This window comes from Rickettsia helvetica (assembly GCF_963970025.1).
Taxonomy (GTDB): domain Bacteria; phylum Pseudomonadota; class Alphaproteobacteria; order Rickettsiales; family Rickettsiaceae; genus Rickettsia; species Rickettsia helvetica.
In genome coordinates, this window is the sequence record NZ_OZ018776.1 from 265726 (window position 1) to 291890 (window position 26165).

A 26165-nucleotide genomic window follows, 5' to 3' on the forward strand; every position below is an offset into this window, starting at 1 on the left:
CTTACTACATATATTAATCACATAATTATGAAATTATATAGTTTTCAAGAACATTTATTAGAATTAAAAATAAGGCTTCTTAGAATATTTACTACTTTTATAATTATATTTGCTATTTGCTATTATTTTAGCGACAATATTTATAGTTTTTTATTAAAACCGCTTGCTAAGCTAAGCGGTGATACGGTACGAAATATAATTTATACGGGGCTTACAGAAGCATTTTTTACCTATATTAAACTTGCAGCTTTTACTGCTTTTACTATTATTATACCTATAATTGCTTTGGAGTGTTATTTATTTATCAGTCCCGGGTTACACCGCCATGAAAAAAAAATTATCGCTTTTATTCTTTTTATGTCGCCTATTTTATTTTGGTGCGGTAGTATTTTTGTTTTTTACTTTGTAATGCCGAAAGCTTGGAATTTTTTTCTTAGTTTTGAAAAACGTGATATGATAGTACCGATAGTTTTGGAAGCAAGGATTAGCGAGTATCTAAATTTAGTTATTCATTTAATTATTGCTTTTGGAGTTGCTTTTCAACTACCGGTTGTGATAATAATATTAAATATACTAAAAATAGTTAAGGTACAAACACTTAAGCAAAAAAGACGCATTGCCGTGGTAATTAACTTTATTATTGCAGGAATATTAACGCCTCCTGACATTTTAAGCCAGTTTGCTCTTGCAATACCGCTACTTTTATTATATGAAACTTCAATAATGATATGTAATTTTATAGAAAAACCGAGGACACTAAATGTTAAATATCAAATGGATTAGAGAAAATCAAGAATTGTTCGATGAAAAGCTTAGCCAAAGATTTATTGAACCTATGTCTAGTAAAATTGCTATGCTCGACGGAGAGAAAAGAAAAATTACGAGTTTAATTCAAGAATTTCAGCATGCACGTAGGGTAAAATCAAAGATTTTAGGTGATATGGCCTCTAAAAGCGGTGAAGAGTTTAAAGGGTTACAAAGAGATGTCAAACATATAAATGAGAAGTTGGAAGAACTTGAACAGGATCTAAATAATAATAACGAATTAAATGAGCTATTAAATATGCTTCCTAATATTCCGGACGAAGAAGTACCTTACGGAATTGATGAAAGTATGAATAAATTAGTTCGTACTTACGGAGAGATAAATCCAAATGCTTTGAATAAGCAGCATTTTGAACTAGGTACAAAATTAAATTTAATGGATTTTGAACAAACTGCTAAAATTTCTGGAGCTAGATTTGTAACGTTAAAAGGTGATTTAGCAAAGCTAGAACGTGCTTTAATTAACTTTATGATTGATGTTCATACTAAAGAGTTTGACTTCTTTGAGATATCACCTCCGGTATTAGTTCGAGATAATGCTATGTATAATGCAGGACAACTACCTAAATTTGCCAAAGAGTCTTTTGCAACAATAAATGGTTACAGACTAATTCCAACCGCAGAAGTATCTTTAGTAAATATAGTCGCTGATACTATTATACCAAGAGAAAAATTACCGATGCGTTATGTTGCTTACACCCCGTGCTTTAGATCAGAAGCAGGTAGTAGCGGTAGAGATACAAGAGGTATGATTAGATTACATCAGTTCGGTAAAGTTGAGCTAGTATCCATTACTACCCCTGAAGAATCAAAAAATGAGCATGAATATATAACTAATGCATCAGAGACTATTCTACAAAAACTGAGTCTTCCTTATCGTGTTATGTTACTTTGCACCGGAGATATGGGGTTTGCGGCAAAAAAAACCTATGATATAGAAGTATGGCTTCCGGGACAAAAGCAATATCGCGAAATTGCTAGCTGTTCTAATTGTGGAGATTTTCAAGCACGTAGAATGAAAGCAAGATATAAAGAATTCGGCAGTAACGAAACTACCTTAGTTCATACTTTAAATGCTTCAGGATTACCTATCGGAAGAACTGTGGTTGCAATACTTGAAAATTATCAGAATGAAGATGGATCAATAACTATACCTGATGTCTTGATAAATTATATGGGAGGGTTACAAAAAATCACTACATATAGTGAATAATTGTTTATTAAATATAAATAATAAGGTAAAGTTTTGTAGTATACTCGTTTAATTTGAAAAATTAGCTATGTAGTGTAGAAGGCATTATTGCATAGCTCTGTGTCATACCGTGGCTTGACCACGGTATCCAGTTACTAATAATAAAATTATTAGTATTATTAGTTATCTCTGGATCCCGCGATCAAGTCGCGGGATGACCCCTGAATGTTACATAGTATACAAAACGATAATTTAAATTCAGGTTGTTTGTGTTTAGTGATTTACGAAAATTTGACAAAGATATATATAATTATAATGCTCCTAATTTTATACCTATAGCATGTCATTATAATGATAATACTTTACTTACCAAAGATGGTAAATTACTACAAATTATCAAAATACATGGCATTAACTCAGAGAAAATAAGCGATAACATACAAAATTTACGTGAAATGGTTAGAGTTTCTATAAAAAAGAATATAACCGATTATGATTTTGCTTTTTGGCTACATACAATACGAGAAAAACAAAATTTAGACGATTCTACTCCTTACAAAAAATTATTACCGGCAAATATTCATGCACTATGGCAAAGAAAAAACCATTGGAATGATAAATTCGTTAATACTTTATATATATCTATAGTACATGATTCTGCTAGAGTTAACATCAAAAATTTTAACTCTTTAATAAATTCTTTATCTAATAAATTAATCACTGATTTTGAAAATAACTACTTAGATTCAGCTTTTCAAAAACTAGAAAATATCACTAATAATATTTTAAACGATTTAAATGAATTCGGTGCTGAAAAACTCGGTATAATATTTGAAAATGATAATGTTTTTTCTAATCCTTTATTTTTATATAATCGAATAGCTAACCTTAATAATAATGATTGTTTGGTGCCTATAATAGATTTATCCGATGCACTAGATAGAAGTATTTATACAATTAGCGGCGATAAAATGGTAGTTACGGATCATGAGAAAAATAACAAATTCGCTTCTTTACTATCTATAAAAGAATATCATGAAACTCCTTCTAATGCACTTGATAAATTTTTACAGTTACCGATTGAATTAATAATAACTGAAATATTTTACTTTGTTAGCAAAAAACAAGTAACATCCAAATTGCGTGGTCAAGATTATATTCTAAAAATTACTAACGACTCAACTTTACTTAATCACAAAGGGATTAATAAGCTTGATGCAACTAATTTAGATTTTCAATTTTGTAATCAGCAAATTTCAATTGCCGTTATAGAAGAAGATGAAAATAAATTAGATGCAGCCGTAGCTAAAGTATCAACCGAACTTTTTAAACTTGGTATTATTCATGTAAAAGAAGATCTTAATATTGAGCAAATATTTTGGTCGCAATTACCTGCTAACTTTGCTTTTATCCGTAGAATGTCACCATTATCCGTAGAACATATTGCTTCTCTTACCGCTCTTCATAATACTACACTCGGTAATCAATATAATCCTTGGGGTAAGGCTATAACTTTACTGCGAACCGAGAAAGGTACTCCATATTTCATGAATTTTCATGATAAAACGAATAAAGGTAATACTTGCATCTTTGGTACAGAAAAAACTGGCAAAACCGTATTATTGAACTTTCTAATATCAGAATCGACTAAATACGACCCAACAATAATTTATATCTCTAATAATAATGATTCTAAAATTTTTATCGAGGCAATAGAAGGCAAATGGTTAGAACCGGACAAACAAATTATCAATCCATTTTTAGTAGATGATACAGAAAAATCACAAGCCTTCATTTTAGAATTTTTAAAATTAATCAGCGGTCATTATGCTTCACCTCTCAGCAAAATAGAGATATCCTTTCTAGAGAAATTAAAAAATAAAATTTTATCAATTGAAAAAGAAAAACGTATTTTTTCCGATATTTTAAAATTAGAAGATTTTAAGGAGGAAGGAGGAATACAAATACTTGATAAACTTAAAGTTTTTACCGAAGGACAATTATATTATGGATTATTTGACGGACCGTCTCTTAACATTCAAGAAGGGGAAATTATAGGGTTTAATTTATATAAACTTTCTGATGAGCCGTTTTCTAAACAATTTTACCCGATGGAGAGAAAATTTTTAGAACAATTTAATAATAATTTAAAGAAACACCAAAGTATTAGTGCAGCAGTAATTTATGCTTTTACTTATCATTTAAGCCTAGTTGGCATAAAACCTAAAATATTTGCTGCCGATAATTTTGATAAACTTTACAAACCTGAAGTTTATTACGATAATATAAATTTAATTTTTAATAATTTATCTCAAAATAACGGTATTTTCGTCAGTAATTTCAATTTTATTTATCTTAAGTCATATCCAAAATATACTATAAAACCTTGGCTTGATTTAATTAATACTAAAATTATTCTACCGTCTGACGTTAAAATAGAAGATTTAGACAAAATTTTAGGTTTAAGCGAGCTGGAAATACGAAAATTATCACAGCTAATACTTTCTGCAAGAATGTTCTTAATTAGTAAGGATAATGAATCTATAGCTTCTGAATTAAGTATTGCCGCTTTAATAGGAATTGTCCGTATTTTATCAAGCAGACAAGAGGAAATGGATATTTATAAAAAAATACTTGAACAACACCAAGGTCCTCCGGATAATTGGATTAATTACCTATATAATGAGTTAAATTTGTAGATAATATGTTTTCATATATCATTCCTGCGAAAGCAGGAATCTAGAATTTATTTTGTCATCCTGTGGCTTGACCACGGGATCTCATATCATAGGCTGTGTTCTGAGATACCGCGATCAAGTCGCGGTATGACATTTAACTAGATTCCTGCTTTCGCAGGAATGACATTTTGAACGTTCCCACAACCATAGGGTAAAGCCACGGGACGACAGCAAAAAATTAACATAAAAAAACCATATTAAAGTGTTAAAAAAATATTTACTATGTTTCTTATTTTCATTTTTCTCATTTAATGTATATTCATCTATTTGGGGTGGTATAGCCGATTGTCTTAGTGATCCATGTAATTGCGGTCAAAATGAGAGAACGGAAATTTGGAATAAGGGCGGCAACAATGAAGTAAAAAGAGGACCTTTTAAACCAGGCACATTGTGTCCTCCTTGGAATAAAAGTGACGGTCGCGATAATGATACTTGTTTACTAAAATTTGATTACCCAGGTACATTTATCGGTTTTTTACTCAATAGATGTGCGGAAGAAGCCCCTGATAGTAGTTACTTTACTCCAAAAATTCGTATTAGAGTTCAAAGCTGTAATGCCGCAGCTTGTTGGCACCAAAACTCTACTTTAAATTGGGATGGAGAATGTGTATTATGGCCTACAGGTTACGGTCTACCTCTAACTAGAGTTTGTGCTAGAATTGCCGTACCGGATATGCCTCTGCCTCCTGGAATAAATGCTACACCTTCCCCTGCAGATCCAGGTTATACCGATGGAGTACATCTCAATAAAGTCGGTTACACGGAAAGTGATAATAAGATAATCGGTGTAGACGGAAAAATAGTTACTTTAAAATCTCCTAAACTTTGTGCTTATAGCGATCCTGGACTTGTTAACCTTGTTTCAGATTCCGGGGCACATCTTGATCCGATGGACTGGAATCCTAATCGTCAACCTCTTCATCAAACTAATGCACTTAGCCCTATTGCAAAAGTATTAAAATTTTTAGTTGAAATGGTAAAAGGAGCAAGTTTACCAAGTTTATTAGGGCAGCTTCTTGGTATGATAGATCAAGATTCAGAATTTATAAAAGTGCTTCGATCAATACTTGATGCGATAGGAGAGGTTTTTAATTTTTTCCCTAGTTTAATAATAAAAGTTATTGAAGCACTTGGATCATTAAATGGTTCTGTAGATAGCTATTCTTTTGGTTGCGTACAATTACCTTTAGGACCTTTTCCACCACCATATTGTCCAAATTTAGATTATATTAGTATTAATGCTAATGCTAATAATGTATGTAGTATAAAAAACACTAAAGAGGATATTGATAAAGGAAAACCCGAATTTAAACAATCTTCAACTTTACCGCCTTGCGTGGTGTCGAATGTTAGAAACAATATAGTTAATAATACCATACGTGTTAGCTTTAGCAATCTTGTTCCACTTTGCACAGGCTCCCCCCCTGACCTCAAAACTTGTGTAGAACCACGTAATACAGATTTTTCTTCAGCAAAAATTACTCATACTAATACAGCTTTTAAAGATTTAATTAAATCGTGTAAGAACACTTCAGGCAGCACCCCATGTATTAATACAGATATCCTTACGCCATGTAGTGTTACGGCTAACGGTTGTAATGATGGATTTAGAATAGTATATTCGCAGAAAATTGGAAATGTAGAAACACCCAGCGATTATTACATAGACGATATACCGGACTGTCCAAGTTCTAATTCAACTACCTGCCAAAAAGTATGGGGAGTTAATATAGGCGAATTTAAGGATGTAAGCGTAAAATTTCCTGAGGTACAAGGACAAGATGCAAGTAGCTTAATACCTATAAAGACAGATGTCACCTTAAAAGACAATAACGGTAAAGATAGAAAACTTTATATCTCTATTAGTAATACTGAAGACGATAAACAAAATCCTAATAATATTTGCTTATTTGAGTCTGGTAATTTAATAGATTGCGTACCGAGAGTAAATCATTCTTACAGCTTAGCTGCTTATGAATGTGCAAAACAATATGCCGGAATTACCTGTACTAATAACAATTCCAACGATGCTTATTATAAACCGCAGTTCATTGCTTCAGTACAAGTAAGAGAAGGCAACAATATCATAGATGAAACAAGCACTCTTGTAACACCGTTATCATACGCCGGACCTCCACCTCCCAACCCCACTGACACAGAAAGCATAGTAATGCTTGCCGGTTATAAGTATAGTTCTTCCGTTGCGTTTATACCTAAAGATCCACCAAAAGATCCGACGGAGGATAAATATATTGCTATGCCGTTTTCAGGAGAGAATGCTCTAAATCAATTGACTATTCACGGTAAATATAAAGACGATAAAGAACCTTATGATAGTAAGGGAAATCCTGACCTAAGTGCGGTATATTTAAAATATTTAGAATATATAAACGGTAAATATATCCAAGGTGGAACGCATGCCTGCTTGATGCCGAAAAATTTCCAACATTGTAATCCTATGCCGCGTCCTATTTTACCTGATGGATCACCTATTCCCGGTTACAATAATGACTCGATAAATTGTGTACTTGCTAAACTAAACAACAACGATACTATAAATTGTAAGGATTTTAAAAATAAATATAACGTTAAATATCCAAATCTTGGCTTATGTAAAAAAGATACAGATCTAACGAACTGTACTCTAGAAGAAACAGTGTCAGGTCCAAGAAGAGGTATTACAATTTATACTTGCAATATAAATAATATTCCGAGTAAATGCTATACCAATAACGATAAGGCTAATACTCCAATATGTGTTTTAAGTAGGGATTATACAGATAGAATTAAGCCGGAACCTAACATAGGACCAATATTAGTACCAGTAGATCCTTCAAAATATTATACAGTGACATATACAAAAGGAGATGAAAACACTCCTCCTGAGCCGACATATAAAGCTGAGACTGAGGAAGTAAGAGATAAAACTTGGCAAGAGCTAAATCTTTGTGCTCCTATATTAGTACCTACTTGTGCTAAAATTCCTAGCACAGAGAAAGCTCCTTCCGGTAACAATCACGGTAATGCAGAATGGCCTGAAAGCGATATAGGAGAACTTGCAAAAGGAAAATGCCCAACGAATTGGATAGTTATTGATCCTAATAAACCTTTAGAACGCCATTGTTTGTCATATTTGGATAGAAAGGTTGTCGAGTTTGAACCTTTAGGTCAAAATGTCGGCTGTAGAGAATCTACAGGATTGCCTATAAAAGTTGATTATAACGACTTTCCATCAAGCCAATTACCTGATACCCCTTATGATCCGGTAACTAAAATAGGTGACTATATCTTAAACAAAAAACCGGTACCACAGGGGAGCATTATGGCATTTCCAAAGGATGGAGCATTTATAGATGCAACAAATGAACCGGGCAATACAATATTGCATACTGTAGAATTCAAAGTAACTTTAGATGCAATAATAGACGATATTGAGTATTTTAAAGTATTAGATTTATGGTATGATGATTGCACATTAATATATGTCAATAGCACAAAGCTACTTAGCCTCCCTACTAACATTGATTCTCTAGATAATAAAAATCAATGCAACAATGGAAATGATCAAGGTCAAGCATTACAAGCTAGGACTTTACCGATTGATATCAAACCTTATTTAAAACAAGGAGAAAATACTATAAGATTCCAGCTAAGAGTTATGTTTGGTGGAGGACTATATTTCCACATGCGATATAAAATGAAGAGATAAATAAATGAGTTGGATTATTTTTTATACGGTAATTTTTGCTTTACTAATTCTTGATTTAGGAGTCGTACATAAAAAAAATACCGTAATAAGCTTTAAAGAAAGCATACTTTTTAGTCTTTTCTATTTTATAATAGCTTGTTTATTCGGTATCTATGTTTATTATAATACGGGGGCAGATCATGCTCGTGAATATTATACTTGTTTTCTCATTGAGAAAGCTATGTCACTTGATAATATTTTTGTGATCTCTATTATCTTCCAATTTTTTAAAATTCCCGGGAAATATCAACATCGTATTTTATTTTTCGGTATAATAGGCGTAATAATATTCAGAGCCATAATGATTTACGGCAGTATTATTCTTATAAATAAATTTGCCTGGTTATTATATATTTTTGCCGTAATACTTATTGCTACCGGTATAAAAACTTTCTATGTATCACATAAAACTTTTGATATACAGAATTCTTATATTTACAAGTCAATAATAAAAAATCTAAATATTACCTCTAATCTTGAAGGGGATAAATTTGTTGTTAAACATAATAACAAACTATATTCTACCCCCCTTTTTATATCTCTAGTACTGATAGAAGCAATAGATTTAGTCTTTGCTATAGATAGTATACCGGCAATATTCGCAATTACTAATGATGTTTATATAATTTATACTTCAAATATTTTCGCTATTTTAGGGCTTAGAGCGTTATTCTTTTGTTTAGCAGGAATTGTAGAACGTTTCAGTTATATAAAATATTCTTTGGCTTTAATTTTAATATTTATCGGCTTTAAAATATTTATTCATCATTATATAGCGATTCCGGCATATGTTTCGCTCACTGTAACTATTACTTTATTACTATTTGGTATAATTGCTTCCATAATTAGAAAAAATATGATTGACCATTAATAAAGGAAGTATATAATATTTTTTTATTTTTTAAGCAATTGTAATGACTAAATTACTAAAATTATTTTTTATTACTATCATCATTTTTAATAACATTGCTTTTGCAAAAGAAACAGGGTTTCATATAGGCGCAGAAGGCGGAATAGTTGAACCAGTCGTTAGTAAATTCCGATATAAACACTCAAATACCGAAATGATTTTAAAAAAATCAAGTATGTATAGCGGGAAAATAGGCTATATAATATATCCACAGGTAGCTATTGAATTCTCAGCAACTTATCAACCTAAATATCGTCTGCATTAAGTATTACCTCAGCAAAATTTAAGTAATGGTCTCACTATTCCTAAAATTCCAGGTAATACTACCGTATTATCAAATATATATATGCTAAATCTTATTTATGATTTAGAAAAAATAAAAACTTTCACACCTTTTGTAATACTTGGAGGTGGAATAGCACAAGTAAAAGTTAAGCCTACCTCTTCTAGGTGGAGTGTTATAAATAGCAATTATTTTAAAGTAAGAAGAACTCATAAAAATTGTGTTGCTTGGCAAGCAGGTCTTGGGATTTCACAAGATGTAACTTCAAATTTAAGTATTGATGCAACTGTAAAATTACAAATGGCATATAGAGTAAGAATTAATTATGATATGCTTGATATGAAAACGGGGCAATTCGTGCCGGCAAATCCTATCAAAAAAACTATAGCCGTTGGAGAATTTGGTGTAGGATTTACTTATAGATTGCCATTTTAATAATTCTGTGAAATATTTATATGAAAGCTGCAATGTCATCCTGCGGCTTGACCGTGGGATCTCAGGACACAGCCTATGATACAAGATCCCACGGTCAAGCCGCAGGATGACACGAATAATCCAACTATATAAGGAAAAAATATGTCCCTAAAAGCTACTAACTCTTCTTCTACCCCTAACGGTCATGATAAGATGGCAAAAAAAACACATTCCGTACAATCCGTTGTTAACGATGCGGTTTCAGATCATAACACTTATGATGAAGTGCCATATGAAAGCTACCCATATGCTCTTACAAATCCTTATCACTTAAGTACACTTGCAACTCTTTTCGGTGTAAATGCTCCTGAAGTCGAGAATGCAAAAATATTAGAGCTTGGTTGTGCAGCAGGCGGTAATTTAATACCACACGCAGTTCTTTATCCAAAAGCTCATTTTGTTGGGGTTGATTTGTCTAAGGTACAAATTGACGAAGCAAATAAAAATGTTAAAGAACTAGGATTAAAAAATATAGAGTTCCATCATTGTTCGATAACCGATATTGATGATTCTTTCGGTAAGTTTGATTATATAATTTGCCATGGCGTAATTTCTTGGGTGCCAAAAACCGTTAGAGATAAAATTTTTGAAGTTTGTAATAAAAATCTTAGCCCAAACGGAATAGCATATATTAGCTATAATACATTACCCGGATGGAATATGGTCCGTACTATTAGAGATATGATGATGTATCATTCTAGCTCATTTGCAAATGTACGGGATAAAATAGCGCAATCTAGATTATTACTAGAATTTGTTAAGGATAGCTTAGAAAACTCTAAAACTCCTTATGCAGAAGTATTAAAAACCGAAGCAGGGCTACTCGCTAAACAAACCGATCATTATTTACGTCATGATCATTTAGAAGAAGAAAATGCTCAATTCTACTTCCATGAATTTATGAATGAGGCAAGAAAACACAATTTACAATATTTAGCCGATTGTAATCTTTCGACTATGTACCTCGGTAATATGCCACCAAAAGTAGTAGAGCAGTTAAAAGCGGTGAACGATATAGTTAGAACTGAACAATATATGGATTTCATTACGAATCGTCGTTTTAGAACTACTTTACTATGTCATAGTGATGTGAAAATTAATAGAAATATTAACAATGATGATATAACGAAATTTAATATAATCTTTAATATAGTGCCTGAAAAACCACTCAAAGAAGTAGATCTTAATAATGCTTCCGAAAATTTAAAATTCTTCTTAAACGGTAATAAAGACTCTAACTTAACAACTAGTTCGCCTTATATGAAAGCTATTTTATACACTTTCAGCGAAAATCTAAATAATCCGTTAAGCTTTGAGAAAATAACTGTTGAAGCTAATAAAAAGCTATATAATACTAAATTAAACGAAATCAAAGCTGAGCTTTTAAATAATGCAATGAAGCTAGTACTACAAGGTTATATTAGTATTACAAATCAGAAGCATCGAAATAACCCTGAGCTTGATAAGCCTAAAACAACAAAAATGGTGATACATCAAGCAACCCATACACCTTCTATGTGGGTTACAAATTTAAAACATGAACCGATCGGCGTTAATTTCTTTGAGAAGTTTGCACTTAGATATATGGATGGTAAACATGATAAAAAAGCAATCATTGAGGCTGTACTTAGTCATGTAGAAAAAGGCGAGCTAACTTTAAGTAAAGAAGGTCAAAAAGTAGAAAACAAGGAAGAAATACGCAAAGCACTAGAAAGCTTATTTACTCCGATGATCGAGAAATTTTCTTCTAATGCTATGTTGGTTTAGCCAATTTATACTCTGTCATACCGTGGTCTTGCCACGGTATCCATGATACTAAACAAAAATTATTTATTGATTCTCCTACGCCAATAGCGTATAATTATTATGAGTAAAAAACTGATTTCAGTTGTTGAGCTTCCAGAGTTTCAAAAATTTGCTAAGAATAATTTAAACGAAAAAGAATGCTTTGAAATAATACATTATATTGCTGCTAATCCTGACTAAGGTGATATAATAAAAGGCACCGGAGGTATAAGATAAATTACGATTTGCTTTAAGTAAGGTAAAAGTGGCGGTATAAGAATAATTTATTTTTACTACAATGAAAATATGCCGGTATTTTTAATAACCGGTTTTATAAAAAGTAAGATGGAAAATATTAATCATGATAGTTGTAATGAATTAAAAACACTAACTGAAGAATTGGTAAAATTATATGTCGGAAGAGGCAAAAATGAATAATACAAATACTAATCAAACCGAAAAAAGTATATTAATTGGAATGCAAGAGGCTGTTTTATACGCTAAAGGAAAATTAAAAGCAAATAAACATGATATAAAATTATCTAATATAGACGTGCATGAAGTAAGAGATAAGTTAAAATTAACACAACAACAATTTGCTACAACATTTGGAGTTAGTGTTGCAACTTTAAGAAACTGGGAACAAGGCAGAAGATTACCTACCGGAGCCGCAAAATTACTTCTTAAGATTATTGAGAAAGAACCTAATGTTGTAAAACGAGTTTTACGCGGATAGAATAGAGTTAAAGCTGTATCATATAATAATACTCCTTGAAATGAAGAGTTGATATATGAAGTTCAACTTGCAAAAGAGCAAGGAGTCTGTAAGCCGAGGAGTAGAGCGTATACTAAATACGTGAGCATCCGAGGACTTACAAAGACGACGCAGCCAATTTTGCAAGTTCAACGAGTATATCATGTTCATATTTTTTTATTTATTTGCAACATTAATAACTATCAGTAGCTTATGCGTTGTTTTAAGCAAAAATTCCATATATTCGGTATTATGGTTAATTTTTGCATTTATCAACGGTGCAGGGCTTATGATTTTGCTTGGAGCAGAATTTTTAGCTATGATGCTGATAGTGATTTATGTTGGAGCTGTAGCAGTATTATTTCTATTTGTGATAATGATGCTAGATATGCATTTTAATAAGACAATAACACAGTTAAAAGAAAATCTTGCTTTAAGTATTTTTATAGCTCTAATAATGTTTGCTGATTTAGTAACAATTATTTTACTTGGCACTAAAAATATTAATTTCAGTTCGGATGTATCGTTTGTCATAACAAATAATATCTCAAATACTAAAGCAATAGGTAACGTGCTTTACACTGAATTTATGCTACCGTTTCAAATGGCGGGACTTATCCTATTTGTCGCTATGATTGCATGTATTACTTTAACGCTAAAGAAACGTGAAGGAGTAAAACGTCAAGAGATTGTAAAACAACTGCGGCACAATAAAGAAAATACCGTATTAATGACAAAGCCTATTCTAAATAAAGGTGTTGAGAATATTAAATATGAATGAATATATTTCGCTTAATCATTATTTAATCTTAAGCAGCTTAGTTTTTACTATCGGGATGTTTGGATTATTTATGCATCGCAAAAATATTATCAATATATTAATGTCCATTGAGCTAATGCTACTTGCAGTCAATATAAATTTTGTTGCATTTTCCGTATATATGCAAGAATTATCGGGACAAATTTTTAGTATTATAATCTTAACCGTAGCAGCTGCCGAAACTTCAATCGGGCTTGCGATATTACTAATATATTTCCGTAATAAAGGCTCAATTGAAATTACCGACATTAATCAGATGAGGGGGTAATGATGTATCAAAGTCTTGCCATAATGATCATCATGTTACCGCTTGCCTCTGCAATAATCAACGGCTTATTCGTAAGGATAATAGATAAAAAATTAGCTCAAATAATTGCAACCGGTTTTTTATCTTTATCTGCCTTATTCTCATTAATAATATTTTGCGATGCGGGCTTAGACGGGAATATTATCCATATAAAATTATTCCCGTGGATTGAGGTTGGAAATTTTAAAGTAAATTGGTCTATTTATGTAGATCAGCTCACTAGCATAATGTTTATAGCCGTAACATGGGTGTCAAGCGTCGTGCATATCTACTCGCTTGGCTATATGGCCGAAGATAAGGGGGTTGTACGCTTCTTGTCTTTTCTTTCTTTATTTACTTTCTTTATGTTAATGCTAGTGTCTAGCGATAATTTCTTACAGTTATTTTTCGGTTGGGAGGGCGTCGGCGTTTGCTCATATTTATTAATCGGATTTTGGTATTCAAAAGAATCAGCCAATAAAGCAGCGATTAAAGCTTTTATAACAAATAGAGCCAGCGATTTTGCTTTTATCTTAGGCGTAATAACGATCATTGTTTATTGTGGTTCGGCAAATTACAAAGATGTATTTTCATCTGCAGAATTATTATCTAATACAAAAATATTATTACAGTTTTCTATTCTAGATATTATTTGTTTATTATTATTTATCGGTTGCATGGGTAAATCTGCACAGATCGGTTTACATGTATGGCTTCCTGATGCGATGGAAGGACCGACTCCGGTATCCGCACTTATTCATGCGGCAACCATGGTAACGGCAGGAGTATTCTTAGTAGCACGCTGCTCGTATTTGTTTGAATATAGCCTTTTAGTTCTACAATTTATTACGATTATCGGCGGTGTTACTTGTATTTTTGCAGCAAGCATTGCTATTATGCAAAGCGATATCAAGAAGATTATTGCTTACTCTACCTGTAGCCAGCTTGGTTATATGTTTATGGCTTGCGGGGTATCTGCCTATAATAGCGGAATATTTCACTTAGTAACTCATGCTTTTTTCAAAGCATTATTATTCTTATCTGCAGGTAGCGTAATACATGCCGTTCACGAGCAGGATATATTTAAAATGGGGGCTTTAAGAAATAAGATGCCGATAACTTATGGAAACTTCTTAATCGGCTCACTTGCACTAATAGGGATTTACCCTTTGGCAGGGTTTTATTCTAAAGACTCGATTTTAGAAGCAGCTTATAGTAGCGGATCATTTATGTTTATTTTTGGAATAGCTGCTGCAATACTTACTGCTATTTATTCAATGAAAATTATTATGTTGGTATTTCATGGCAAAACTAAGCTAGAAAAAGATGTTTTTGAACATGCCCATGAACCGGCTAAAGTAATGAATAATCCCCTTATATTACTGGTAGCAGGGAGCTTTTTTAGCGGTATGATCGGTTATTATTTACTTTCTATGGATAAACCGAACGGCTATTTCCATGAAAGCCTATTTAATTTACATATTTATAAACTACTAATTAGCCATCCGCCTTTATATATAAAATTACTACCTATGGCAGTTGGCATAGTAGGGATTATTACGGGAATTTACTTATATAAGTCAAGTACTTTTATGTCATTCCTGCCTTCTTCTATGTCATTCCCGCAAAAGCGGGAATCCAGTAAAAATATTAAAAAAGACTGGATACCGCTACAAGCTCGCGGTATTACATTCATATCCAACATATTACGCAATAAATATTACTTCGACGAGATATATAATTGCTTAATTGTGAAGCCTATTAACTGCCTAGCCCATTTATTTTATCTTGGTGATCAGAAAATAATCGATCGTTTTGGACCAAACGGTTGTTCACAAGTCGTTAATTGCTTTAGCGTTCTTACTGGCAAAACACAAACAGGATATGTTTTTAATTATGCTTTGTATATAGTATCGTTTATTGTTGTAACAATTAGTTATTTTGTTTGGAAAGGCTAATGTACTGATGTTATTTGCGTTAAAAACTAAAACTGTCATTGCGAGCCGTAGGCTGCGTGACAATCTCATGAAGTAATAACAAACTCCTGAGATTGCTTCGTCAATTACTTCGTAATTTTCCTCGCAATGACGGAAAAAAACTCATAAAATCTTAAAAGAATGTTAGAATTACCTATTATATCTATCAGTATTTTTCTGCCGCTAATAAGCGTGCTATATATTTTGCTGTTTATTAGTCAAAGTAAAAAAGCAGATAAACCGATATATGTAATGTATGTTACGGTGCTTAGTTCTATTTTAACATTCATCTCAACTATTTATATTTTAATAGAGTTTGACTCCTCAAACCCCGCTTATCAATTTGTCGAACGCTACGCTTGGCTTGATAAAATCGGGCTTGAATTTCATGTAGGTGTTGACGGTATATCAATATTTTTTGTGGCTCTAACTTCTTTTCTTACTCTTATTTGTATAATCGGAAGCTTATTTACTGTTAAAAAATATATCAAAGAATATTTAGTATGTTTTTTATTAATGGAATCTTTTTGTATAGGAGCATTTACCTCAGTAAATTTATTATTATTCTATCTCTTTTTTGAAGCAATATTAGTACCTATGTATATTATTATCGGCGTATGGGGAGGCGAAAATAGAATATATGCTGCTCTTAAATTCTTCTTATATACTTTCTTCGGCTCAGTATTTTTCCTACTTTCATTAATTTATATTTATAGCAAAATTCATAGTTTTGATTTAACCTATATCTTTCAGCTTACCGATAATATTCCATTATTTGCTCAGCACATTTTATGGTGGGCTATCTTTATTGCTTTTGCCGTTAAAATCCCTATGATTCCGTTTCATACTTGGCTACCCGATGCACACGTACAAGCTCCAACCAGCGGCTCGGTTATTCTTGCCGGTATTTTATTAAAACTCGGCGGTTACGGTTTTTTAAGAGTATTACTACTGCTATTCCCTAATGCATCACAAGAATTTGCAATTTACATAATTTACCTTAGCGTTATTGCTATAATATACGCATCACTCGTTGCTCTTGCTCAAAAAGATATGAAGAAGATGATAGCATATTCATCTATTGCACATATGGGATATGTTACGATAGGCATTTTTAGCTTTACTGAAGCCGGAGTTAGTGGAGCAATATTTCAAATGCTTAGCCATGGCGTGATTTCTTCATGTCTATTCTTAATAGTTGGTACTTTGTACGAAAGATTGCATACAAAAGAAATAGCTAAATATGGTGGTGTAGCAAGTAAAATGCCTGTGCTTGCCACATTTTTTATGATTGCAATGCTCGGCTCTGTCGGGCTACCTGGTACTAGCGGATTCATCGGAGAGTTTTCAAGCCTGCTTGGGATTTATAAGGTAAATGTAATAGCAACCTTTATAGCAGCTCTCGGTATAATTCTTGGGGCGGTTTACATGCTGAAATTATACAAAGAGGTTATGCTAGGCGAAATTACCAATAAAGAAATCATGCATTTCAGAGATTTATATAAATATGAAATAATCTCAATAGCTCCTTTAATACTACTAATTATTTACTTTGGTCTAATGCCGAATTCTATTTTAAATGTATTTCGTTTATCGATAGAGAATTTGCTAGTTAGATTTTGAAAAATTAGCGTCATTGCGAGGAAATTTATAATAGTAAATTGACGAAGCAATCCAGTTAAAAATGCTAATCTTTAGCATTTTTATTATTTTTCCTAGATTGCTGCAGCCACTTCATGGCTTCGCAATGACGACTTAGGTATCCAGGCAGGAATGATATAGTAACAAGGACATGCTATCACTTCATCAATTACAATTTAATATTAGAGACCTTTCCAAATTCGCTTATAGAGAGGAATTTGAAGAAAACACGGAACGCAGCACTGCAGCATACAAAAAAGTACGTGAGGATGCGAGTACCGGATTGACGTACAAATTGCCTCTAGAAGTAGAATTTGGAAAGGTCTCTATAGAACAAAGAAATTTATTTGATCTAAATATTACTTTTCTTCCTTCTTCTATCACCTATATAAAAGGAGCTAACGGTTGCGGTAAAAGCTCGCTGCTACGAATGATAGCAGGAATTATGCAACCAAGCAGCGGTAATATTTACTATAAAAATAGTAATATTAACAATATCGCTAAACCTTACTGCAATTATATCGGTCATAATTTAGGGCTAAAACTCGAAATGACTGTTTTTGAGAATCTAAAATTTTGGTCGGAAATTTATAATTCCGCCGAAACCCTATATGCTGCTATTTATTACTTCAAATTATATGACTTATTAGATGAAAAATGCTATAGCTTGTCTAGCGGAATGCAGAAAATCGTAGCCGTATCAAGGCTTATTGCGTGTCAATCTGACTTATGGTTACTTGATGAAGTTGAAACTAATTTAAGCAAAGAAAATAGGGATTTACTAAATAATTTAATTGTCATGAAAGCAAATAGCGGTGGTATTGTTCTTCTATCCTCTCATCTAGAAAGTTCTATAAAATCTGCACAGACATTACAACTGGATTAATTATTATTGTTTTGCGTATTTTTATAGATCTTCCAATGTACAATAAAAAATACAAGGCTAACTATAATCCAAATTGAACAATTAATTATTGTACTTACAGCACGTACTTTAGTAACTTCCATATATTCATTCTTATAACTAATTCTCTTTTCTTCTAGCTCTTTTTGGAGGCAACCCTTTTTTAATTGTTCATATAAATCCTTATCATATGATTTTAGCTTTAAATATTGCTCATTAGTACTATAATTTTATGAGTTCCTCTTTTTATTAGTACATTCCGGTAGGAATATAATGTAATGAATGCATTAAATGTAATAGAGAGCGTTATCAATAAAACTATAGTAGTAACAAAACAAACTACCATACTATAAATTTGCTTTATAAACATAATTTTTTAGTTTTTATAATTATTTACAATTAAGAGAATAGAAGTCAAAAAAAAGAAAAGCAATAATTAAATTACAAAGGTTTATGAAATCTCGAACTTTGTATTCGAAATTTCATGGTATGTTTTTTTAATTTAACTTTTTTGAAATGAACCTGTTAACAGAATCACAATAGCATAATACGTATATATTCCGAATAAATGAAGAGTAATTAAACGAGTATATTACCTATACTCGTAATCTTTGTGTAGTTTACTAGCAAGTGCCTGCTCCCATCTATCGCCATTTTGCAGTAATCTTTCTTTATCGTAAATAAGTGCAGTATGAGTTAGGCTTGCAAACTCAAAATTAGGACCTTCAACTATTGCGTCTACAGGGCAAGCTTCCTGACACAATCCACAATAAATGCATTTTGTCATATCTATATCATAACGTGTGGTATGTCTACTGCTGTCATCTTGTTCGTCAGCTTCAATCACTATCGCTTGTGCCGGACAAATCGCTTCACAGAGTTTACAAGCAATACAGCGTTCTTCACCGTTTTCATAGCGACGCAGTGCATGCTCACCCTTAAATCGTGGACTAACAGGACTTTTTTCATAAGGATAATTGATTGTAACTTTAGCTTTGAAAAAATATCTCAAAGTCAAAGCCATCCCCCTTACTATCTCATATAGAAAAAACGATTTTAAATAATTTATCATAAAATTTATATATTAAAGATCAATGTCATTCCTTCGGAAAGATGTTGTTACACGGATTAAAAAACACGTTCGGTGTCATACCACAGCTTGACCACGGTATCCAGAAAAACAATTTAAACTACTAATAATATTAGTAGTTTAAGCTGGATCCCGTGATCAAGTCGCGGGGGAGATGACAGAGGCGAAACCGATCCATGCAATAAAGCCGATCAAGTTAGCTAGGGTGATACCTAAATACTCGGCAAATTATCGGTATATATAAGTACGCTTGACACTAACACCACCCAAAATAAAGTTAGAGGCAAAAATACTTTCCACCCAAGTCGCATTAATTGATCATAACGATATCTTGGTAAGGTTGCTCTAATCCATAAAAAGCAGAATAATAAGAATCCGACCTTAAATACAAACCAAAAGAACCCTGGAATACAATCTAACCACGATATATTAAACGGCGGTAAATAACCTCCTAAAAAGAAAGTAGTAGTCATTGCACTAACTAATATCATATTAGCATATTCACCTAGAAAAAATAAAGCAAATCCCATAGAGGAATATTCAACATTATAGCCGGCAACTAGTTCTGATTCTGCTTCAGGTAAATCAAAAGGTAATCTATTTGTTTCGGCAAGCAACGAGATAAAAAACACGACGCCCATAGGTAGTAGCATCAAATCAATCCACCACGGCATTGTTCTTTGTGCTTCAATGATCCCACTTAAATTGAGAGTACCGGTAGTAAGTAGCACGGTAATAATAACCAGCCCCATCGATACTTCATAAGAAATCATTTGAGCAGATGAGCGTATAGCACCAAGGAATGCATATTTTGAGTTACTAGCCCAACCGGCAATAATAATGCCGTAAATACTTAAAGAGGATATAGCAAGGATATATAAAACACCGACATTAATGTCTGCAAGCACTACGCCTTTTGCAAAAGGTATAACTGCCCAGCCGATTAAACTTAATATAAAAGTTATCATCGGTGCTAAAATAAATAATATTTTATCGGAATTGGTAGGAATTATCGGTTCTTTGAATAAGAGCTTAACCGCATCGGCAATAGGCTGAAGTAATCCAAACGGACCGACAACGTTAGGTCCTCGTCGGAGCTGCATTAATCCAATAACACGACGCTCTGCATATGTTAAATACGCAACACACAATATTAAAGGGATAGTGATTGCCACTACCTTTAGAGCGATTATAATTAATGGGAAAATATATTCAAAAAAGAGTTCTGTCATATTTCATTGTCATCCCGCGACTTGATCGCAGGGATCTAAGCAAAATTATAATATCTTCATATAAATCATGCCAATTAGGGTTGTTAGCTTCGATTAAAGCGTTTCTCACGACTAATTGCTAGATTAATATTATTAAACTGTTCAAAATAAATTAATTTATTTAAATTATATTTTGTAGTAAATCCCTTTATTATTTTTTGTTTATGCTGCCAAACACGTTTTATAATATCAGAAGTAACACCGATATATAAAGTACCATCATATTTATTTGAAAGTATATAAACATAGTATGCTTTCATTTTTATTTTTTAATTATTAGATCCCGCGATCAAGTCGCGGGATGACAAAATTTCCTCTTGCTTCCTTAGCCTCAACGCACTTAGCCATAGTTACTGAATTTTTACTAATCACGTCTGTTATATAATAATTAATAGGTTCTGCAGTTATAGGCTCTTTTAATAACTTATCTTTAGAACTAAATTTAGTAAATTTATTCTCTGTAATTTTATCAATACTAGCAAATATCTTATATTCTTTAGCAAGCTTGGCTCTTACTTCTTGCAAATTATCCATTCCGATATCTATTTTTAGATAACCGGCAAGCTCTTTAATAATTTCTATATCTGCTTTAGCTACGCCCACAGGTGCTACTGCTTTTTCTGCTATTTGCGGTCTACCTTCTAAATTTACGTAAATTCCGCTCTGCTCGGTATAAGCAGCCGCAGGTAAAATTACGTCAGCACTGCTAGCCCCTGCATCTCCGTGATGTCCTTGATATATTATAAAAGCTGATTTCAGCTTATCAAACGGGACTTCATCAGCTCCAAGCAGATAAGCGAGTTCCAGCTCTTCAAGCTTAATAGGATTATTAAAACCGATGTCAAGACCGCCAACTATAGAAGCGTGATTATGTAATATATTAAAGCCTTTCCAATCATCATGCATAATATTATATTCAGCTACTATTTTATGAATAAGCGACAATATAGCATATCCGTCATCTCTTGCATATACGCCATCACCCACTATAATCATCGGATATTTTGCTGCTTTTAAGGCTTTCGTAAACTCATGAGTACCAATGGCTAGCTCCTCAATAATCTTAATATCACTTCCTAAATCCTGAATTCTATAAGTTTGATTATGTCCTTCACCTATTCTTGCTACTTTTAATAAACCTGTACGCACTCTTTGCCCTATGCGGCTATTTAATACCGGAGCTATCTGCCTTGGATTTGCTCCGATTAGTAAACATAAATCAGCCTTTTCTATGCCGGCAATAGTTGTATTAAATAAATAGTTTCCTCGCTCGCTTGTATCTATTTTATAATTAAACTGATTAACACTATAATTATTAGAGTCAAGCTTTTGCAGTAATGTTTTCAGCATAAACATTGCTTCAACAGACGTAAGAGAGCCGGCAATAGCAGCAATTTTCTCCGGTTTTACGGATTTAATTTTATCCGCTATCGTCTTTAAAGCTTCGCTCCAGCTAGCTTCTACTAATTTACCGTTTTTTCTGATATAAGGGCGATCTAAACGCTGATATTTCAAACCATCATAACTAAAACGGTTTTTATCAGAAAGCCACGCCTCATTTATTTCTTCATTAACACGAGGTAATATTCTCATTACCTCATCGCCTCTACTATCTATACGAATATTGGAGCCTTCGGCATCATGCATACCTATAGAACTTGTGTGCCTTAGCTCCCATTTACGGGCTTTAAAGGCATATGGCTTAGAGTTTAAAGCACCGACTGGACAAATATCGATCATATTACCGGAAATTTCAGAGTCTAAAGTTTGCTCTAAATAGGAAGTAATTTCCATATGTTCGCCTCGATGAATAGCCCCCATTTCTTCTATTCCTGCTATGTCACTCGCAAATCTAATGCATCTAGTGCATTGTATGCATCTCGTCATCGCTGTTTTAATCAGCGGTCCCATATATTTATCTTTAATAGATCTCTTATTTTCATGAAATCTATTAGTACCTTTACCGTATCTAAAAGCCTGATCCTGCAAATCACACTCACCGCCTTGATCACAAATAGGGCAATCTAGAGGATGGTTAATAAGTAAAAACTCCATCACCCCTTCACGTGCTTTTTTTACCATAGGCGTATCGGTATGAATAACCATACCGTTACTTACCGGCATAGCACAAGAAGCTATAGGTTTTAGTGATTTTTCCATTTCAACCAAGCACATACGGCAATTACCGGCGATTTTTAGACGCTCATGATAACAAAAATGAGGGATTTCTTTGCCTACTTGTGTGCAGGCTTGATAAACGGTGCTACCTTCTGATACTTCTATTTCAGAACCGTCTATAGTAAGTTTTATCATTCTTATTTAATCCAATAAGTCATAGGGTTCAGATAAGCTTGATCTTTTATCATATACTTAAAACCGATAGCAACACGAAGTATATACCAAACAGCGAGTGCAAAGTATAATACTACTCCAATAATGATAAACGTAAATATGAAACATACAATCCACCCAAGAACTCCAAGACAAAAAGTACGAAATAGAAATACATAATGGCTGATAGCAAAATTATCACCTTTATCTTTATTAAGATATGCAAAAAATACTCCGATTAACGGTAATATCGGTGCTACTATCCCGCATAGATATAATATATATACCACTATTAAATTTTTCTTACCGCTCTCGGTATATTCTTTAAGATGCTTGTCCATATGTCTTTCCTTTGTTATTTTTATAGGAATGAGGCTTTTCGATGTCATTCCGTTGATCGCAGGAATCTACTTTGTCATCCCGTGACTTGATCGCGGTATACAGTCTGCGATATAAGATCCCGTGGTCAAGTCACGGAATGACACTTAATGTACTTCTTCATCCCTTCAAACTCTCCACCACAAAATGCATAATACTGCCGTGCTTTATATAATTTATCTCATTATCCGTAAATATTTGCAATATTAAATCAATTGTCCTTATTTCACCAGTTTGTTTTTTTATCACGCATTTAACAGGATTATAAGGTCTTATATTCTCGCTTAAGCCTATAATGTCAATAGTTTCTGAACCGTCTAACTTTAAATCTAACCTTGTATTATTGCTGGTAAAAGTTAGCGGTAAAATACCCATACCTACTAAATTTGAGCGATGTATTCGTTCAAAGCTCTCGGCAATCACTGCTTTTACACCAAGCAACTCAGGCCCTTTTGCCGCCCAGTCTCTAGATGAGCCGCTACCATATTCTTTACCTGCAAAAATCACTACCGGTACATCATGAGCTTTGTAGTCCATAGCTGCATCGTAAATAGTTTGCTGTATGCCGTTTAACTGGTTTACAGTAAAACCACCTTCTACACCTTTACACATTTCGTTTTTTATACGAATATTAGCAAATGTGCCACGCATCATCACTTCATGATTTCCTCTACGTGATCCGTAAGAATTGAAATCAAAGGGCTCTATATGATGGTCTGTTAAATATTTAGCAGCAGGGCTGGTTTTACTAATACTGCCTGCCGGCGAAATATGATCGGTAGTAATAGAATCACCGAAAATTGCTAGAATTCTTGCAGATTTTATGTCTTTTATACTATTCTCGCTGCCTATATCCTCAAAATAAGGCGGATTATTAATATAGGTACTATTCTTATCCCAATTATAATTAGAGCTAGTAGTAACCTGTAAATCTTTCCACTCTTTCGTTCCGCTAAATATATCAGAATATTTTTCTATAAACATAGAGGAATTAATTGAATTTGCAATAACTTCATCTATCTCTTCTTTGCTTGGCCAAATATCTTTTAAATAAATATTTTCTCCTATGGGCGTATTTGTTAGATCTATATTAAGAGTGCCGCTAAGTGCATATGCTACGACTAAAATAGGCGAACCGAGATAACTTACTTTAGTAAGCGGATTAATTCGCCCTTCAAAATTCCTATTACCTGATAAAACGGAAGCAACAACTAGCCCGTTTTTGTTAATAGTTTCCTCTATTTCCGGATTTAGAGGTCCGGAATTACCGATGCAAGTAGTGCAGCCGTAACCTACTAGATTAAACCCTAATTCATCTAAATATTTATCAAGACCGCTAAGCTTCAAATATTCCGTTACGACTTTTGAACCAGGAGCAAGAGAAGTTTTAACCCAAGGCTTTACCTTTAATCCGTGTTCTAGTGCTTTTTTAGCAAGAAGTGCGGCTCCAATCATAACGCTAGGATTTGAAGTATTAGTACAGCTAGTAATCGCTGCAATTACCACATTGCCGTTACCGATTTCGTAATTCTGGTTTGCTACGGCATATTTTTTATCAATGTCTTTATTTTCTAAAGCAAAATTTGGTAATTCATGTTTAAAATTACTTGCTACCTCGTTTAAGTTTACTCGATCTTGCGGATGTTTTGGACCGGCAAGTGAACTATGTACCGTAGATAAATCTAGCTCTAAAACCTCGGTATATTCTGCCTCATGCTCAAAATCATACCAAAGATTCTGCTCGGTTGCGTATTTCTCTACTAATTTGATTTGCATTTTTTCTCTACCTGTTAGCTCTAGATATTTTATAGTTTCTTGATCAATCGGGAAAAAGCCGCAAGTAGCACCGTATTCAGGCGACATATTAGAAATGGTAGCACGATCGGCAATCGTTAGCTTTTTAAGCCCCTCACCGAAAAACTCAACAAACTTACCTACTACTTTCTTTTTCCGTAGCATTTCGGTAATAGTTAGAACTAGATCGGTCGCCGTGGCGACCACTGCTAACTTCCCAGTTAGCTTTACACCGATTACTTCCGGTAGAATCATAGTAAGCGGCTGTCCAAGCATTGCAGCTTCCGCCTCTATTCCGCCGACTCCCCAACCAAGTACCGATAACCCGTTTACCATAGTTGTATGGCTATCCGTTCCAACTAAACTATCAGGATAAAGGGTGCCGTCTTTATGCCACATAACTTTTGCTAAATATTCTAAATTTACCTGATGGCAAATACCCATACCCGGCGGTACTACTTTGAAATTATTAAACGCTTGCTGTCCCCATTTAAGAAATGCATAACGCTCAATATTGCGTCTCATTTCCATTTGTACGTTTTTTTCAAATGAATCCTTAGCTGCATAAGAATCAACGCTTACTGAATGATCTATTATAAGATCAACAGGAATAAGCGGATTAATTTTTAACGGATCGCCTCCTATTTTCTTCATCGCATCACGCATAGCAGCCAAATCTACAATAGCAGGCACACCGGTAAAATCCTGCATCAAAACTCTTGCCGGCATAAAATCTATTTCCGCATCAGATTTTTTAGTTTTTAGCCATTCTTTAAATGCAAGTAAGTTGTGCTTTGAACCATTAGAACGTAATGCATTCTCAAATAACACTCTTAAACTATATGGAAGTTTTTTTAAGGGAAGATCGATATCGCTTGCCGCTTTATTTATATCGTAAATTTTGTATGAAATATTATCGACTGATAACTCTTTTATATATTCTGAATTATGCACTTTTGACATTT

19 protein-coding genes and 2 pseudogenes are annotated in these 26165 nt (G+C 33.2%); 15 read left to right on the forward strand and 6 right to left on the reverse strand.

Going from position 1 to position 26165, the window contains the following annotated elements; all coding sequences use genetic code 11:
• Positions 1-27 precede the first annotated feature (27 nt).
• From tatC to ccmA, 15 genes and pseudogenes are all read left to right on the forward strand, one after another.
• Positions 28-783, forward strand: a complete 756-nt coding sequence (gene tatC, locus AB1146_RS01705) for a twin-arginine translocase subunit TatC (RefSeq protein ID WP_010421155.1) — start codon at positions 28-30, stop codon at positions 781-783.
• A complete protein-coding gene (gene serS / locus AB1146_RS01710; protein ID WP_010421153.1) occupies positions 761-2038 on the forward strand; it encodes a serine--tRNA ligase in 1278 nt (425 codons plus the stop codon). Before tatC ends, serS begins: the two co-directional genes overlap by 23 nt.
• 248 nt (positions 2039-2286) lie before the next feature.
• A complete protein-coding gene (locus AB1146_RS01715) occupies positions 2287-4716 on the forward strand; it encodes a VirB4 family type IV secretion/conjugal transfer ATPase (RefSeq protein WP_010421150.1) in 2430 nt (809 codons plus the stop codon).
• A gap of 241 nt (positions 4717-4957) precedes the next feature.
• A complete protein-coding gene (locus AB1146_RS01720) occupies positions 4958-8464 on the forward strand; it encodes a hypothetical protein (RefSeq protein ID WP_010421147.1) in 3507 nt (1168 codons plus the stop codon).
• A 4-nt stretch (positions 8465-8468) separates the two neighbouring features.
• Positions 8469-9374, forward strand: a complete 906-nt coding sequence (locus tag AB1146_RS01725; RefSeq protein WP_010421145.1) for a TerC/Alx family metal homeostasis membrane protein — start codon at positions 8469-8471, stop codon at positions 9372-9374.
• A 43-nt stretch (positions 9375-9417) separates the two neighbouring features.
• Positions 9418-10131 (forward strand): annotated as a pseudogene (locus AB1146_RS01730) (outer membrane protein).
• Between the two features lie 141 nt (positions 10132-10272).
• Positions 10273-11937 (forward strand): methyltransferase regulatory domain-containing protein, encoded by a 1665-nt coding sequence (locus AB1146_RS01735; protein ID WP_010421140.1) that lies wholly within the window; start codon positions 10273-10275, stop codon positions 11935-11937.
• A gap of 324 nt (positions 11938-12261) precedes the next feature.
• Positions 12262-12393, forward strand: coding sequence for a hypothetical protein (locus AB1146_RS01740; RefSeq protein WP_269572113.1), 132 nt, complete (start codon positions 12262-12264; stop codon positions 12391-12393).
• Complete coding sequence (locus tag AB1146_RS01745; RefSeq protein ID WP_040611267.1) at positions 12386-12691, forward strand: helix-turn-helix domain-containing protein; 306 nt, start codon at positions 12386-12388, stop codon at positions 12689-12691. The genes AB1146_RS01740 and AB1146_RS01745 overlap by 8 nt, the downstream gene beginning before the upstream one ends.
• Before the next feature lie 181 nt (positions 12692-12872).
• On the forward strand, positions 12873-13490 hold the full coding sequence (locus AB1146_RS01760; RefSeq protein WP_010421135.1) for an NADH-quinone oxidoreductase subunit J: 618 nt from the start codon (positions 12873-12875) through the stop codon (positions 13488-13490).
• Positions 13483-13797, forward strand: coding sequence for an NADH-quinone oxidoreductase subunit NuoK (gene nuoK, locus AB1146_RS01765; protein WP_010421133.1), 315 nt, complete (start codon positions 13483-13485; stop codon positions 13795-13797). Before AB1146_RS01760 ends, nuoK begins: the two co-directional genes overlap by 8 nt.
• A complete protein-coding gene (gene nuoL / locus AB1146_RS01770) occupies positions 13797-15773 on the forward strand; it encodes an NADH-quinone oxidoreductase subunit L (protein ID WP_010421130.1) in 1977 nt (658 codons plus the stop codon). Before nuoK ends, nuoL begins: the two co-directional genes overlap by 1 nt.
• A gap of 159 nt (positions 15774-15932) precedes the next feature.
• Positions 15933-17414 (forward strand): NADH-quinone oxidoreductase subunit M, encoded by a 1482-nt coding sequence (locus tag AB1146_RS01775; protein ID WP_010421129.1) that lies wholly within the window; start codon positions 15933-15935, stop codon positions 17412-17414.
• 202 nt (positions 17415-17616) lie between these two features.
• Positions 17617-17745, forward strand: a pseudogene (locus AB1146_RS01780) (palindromic element RPE1 domain-containing protein); the annotation flags it as partial.
• Complete coding sequence (gene ccmA, locus AB1146_RS01785; RefSeq protein WP_029374740.1) at positions 17728-18318, forward strand: heme ABC exporter ATP-binding protein CcmA; 591 nt, start codon at positions 17728-17730, stop codon at positions 18316-18318. The pseudogene AB1146_RS01780 and the gene ccmA, both read left to right, overlap by 18 nt.
• Before the next feature lie 610 nt (positions 18319-18928).
• On the opposite strand, the gene nuoI is transcribed toward ccmA, so the two are convergent.
• The 6 genes from nuoI to acnA all read right to left on the reverse strand — a co-directional run bounded on the left by nuoI (position 18929) and on the right by acnA (position 26163).
• A complete protein-coding gene (gene nuoI / locus AB1146_RS01790) occupies positions 18929-19408 on the reverse strand; it encodes an NADH-quinone oxidoreductase subunit NuoI (protein WP_010421122.1) in 480 nt (159 codons plus the stop codon).
• 230 nt (positions 19409-19638) lie between these two features.
• On the reverse strand, positions 19639-20658 hold the full coding sequence (nuoH, locus tag AB1146_RS01795; protein ID WP_010421120.1) for an NADH-quinone oxidoreductase subunit NuoH: 1020 nt from the start codon (positions 20656-20658) through the stop codon (positions 19639-19641).
• 83 nt (positions 20659-20741) lie between these two features.
• Entirely contained in the window at positions 20742-20957 is a 216-nt protein-coding gene (locus AB1146_RS01800) for a GIY-YIG nuclease family protein (RefSeq protein ID WP_010421118.1), read from the reverse strand.
• A 16-nt stretch (positions 20958-20973) separates the two neighbouring features.
• Positions 20974-23010, reverse strand: coding sequence for an NADH-quinone oxidoreductase subunit NuoG (nuoG, locus tag AB1146_RS01805; protein ID WP_010421116.1), 2037 nt, complete (start codon positions 23008-23010; stop codon positions 20974-20976).
• A 2-nt stretch (positions 23011-23012) separates the two neighbouring features.
• Positions 23013-23369: a DUF4870 family protein gene (locus AB1146_RS01810; RefSeq protein WP_010421113.1), complete on the reverse strand. Its 357-nt coding sequence runs from the start codon at positions 23367-23369 to the stop codon at positions 23013-23015.
• 157 nt (positions 23370-23526) lie between these two features.
• A complete protein-coding gene (gene acnA / locus AB1146_RS01815; RefSeq protein WP_010421111.1) occupies positions 23527-26163 on the reverse strand; it encodes an aconitate hydratase AcnA in 2637 nt (878 codons plus the stop codon).
• Positions 26164-26165: the final 2 nt, after the last annotated feature.

What these genes read in the sequence shown, in the direction of transcription:
- tatC (WP_010421155.1), top strand. Translation starts at nt 28, where the DNA reads ATGAAATTATATAGTTTTCAAGAACATTTATTAGAATTAAAAATAAGG.
- serS (WP_010421153.1), top strand. Translation starts at nt 761, where the DNA reads ATGTTAAATATCAAATGGATTAGAGAAAATCAAGAATTGTTCGATGAA.
- AB1146_RS01725 (WP_010421145.1), top strand. Translation starts at nt 8,469, where the DNA reads ATGAGTTGGATTATTTTTTATACGGTAATTTTTGCTTTACTAATTCTT.
- AB1146_RS01735 (WP_010421140.1), top strand. Translation starts at nt 10,273, where the DNA reads ATGTCCCTAAAAGCTACTAACTCTTCTTCTACCCCTAACGGTCATGAT.
- AB1146_RS01740 (WP_269572113.1), top strand. Translation starts at nt 12,262, where the DNA reads ATGCCGGTATTTTTAATAACCGGTTTTATAAAAAGTAAGATGGAAAAT.
- AB1146_RS01745 (WP_040611267.1), top strand. Translation starts at nt 12,386, where the DNA reads ATGAATAATACAAATACTAATCAAACCGAAAAAAGTATATTAATTGGA.
- AB1146_RS01760 (WP_010421135.1), top strand. Translation starts at nt 12,873, where the DNA reads ATGTTCATATTTTTTTATTTATTTGCAACATTAATAACTATCAGTAGC.
- nuoK (WP_010421133.1), top strand. Translation starts at nt 13,483, where the DNA reads ATGAATGAATATATTTCGCTTAATCATTATTTAATCTTAAGCAGCTTA.
- nuoL (WP_010421130.1), top strand. Translation starts at nt 13,797, where the DNA reads ATGATGTATCAAAGTCTTGCCATAATGATCATCATGTTACCGCTTGCC.
- AB1146_RS01775 (WP_010421129.1), top strand. Translation starts at nt 15,933, where the DNA reads ATGTTAGAATTACCTATTATATCTATCAGTATTTTTCTGCCGCTAATA.
- nuoI (WP_010421122.1), bottom strand. Translation starts at nt 19,408, where the DNA reads ATGATAAATTATTTAAAATCGTTTTTTCTATATGAGATAGTAAGGGGG.
- nuoH (WP_010421120.1), bottom strand. Translation starts at nt 20,658, where the DNA reads ATGACAGAACTCTTTTTTGAATATATTTTCCCATTAATTATAATCGCT.
- AB1146_RS01800 (WP_010421118.1), bottom strand. Translation starts at nt 20,957, where the DNA reads ATGAAAGCATACTATGTTTATATACTTTCAAATAAATATGATGGTACT.
- nuoG (WP_010421116.1), bottom strand. Translation starts at nt 23,010, where the DNA reads ATGATAAAACTTACTATAGACGGTTCTGAAATAGAAGTATCAGAAGGT.
- AB1146_RS01810 (WP_010421113.1), bottom strand. Translation starts at nt 23,369, where the DNA reads ATGGACAAGCATCTTAAAGAATATACCGAGAGCGGTAAGAAAAATTTA.
- acnA (WP_010421111.1), bottom strand. Translation starts at nt 26,163, where the DNA reads ATGTCAAAAGTGCATAATTCAGAATATATAAAAGAGTTATCAGTCGAT.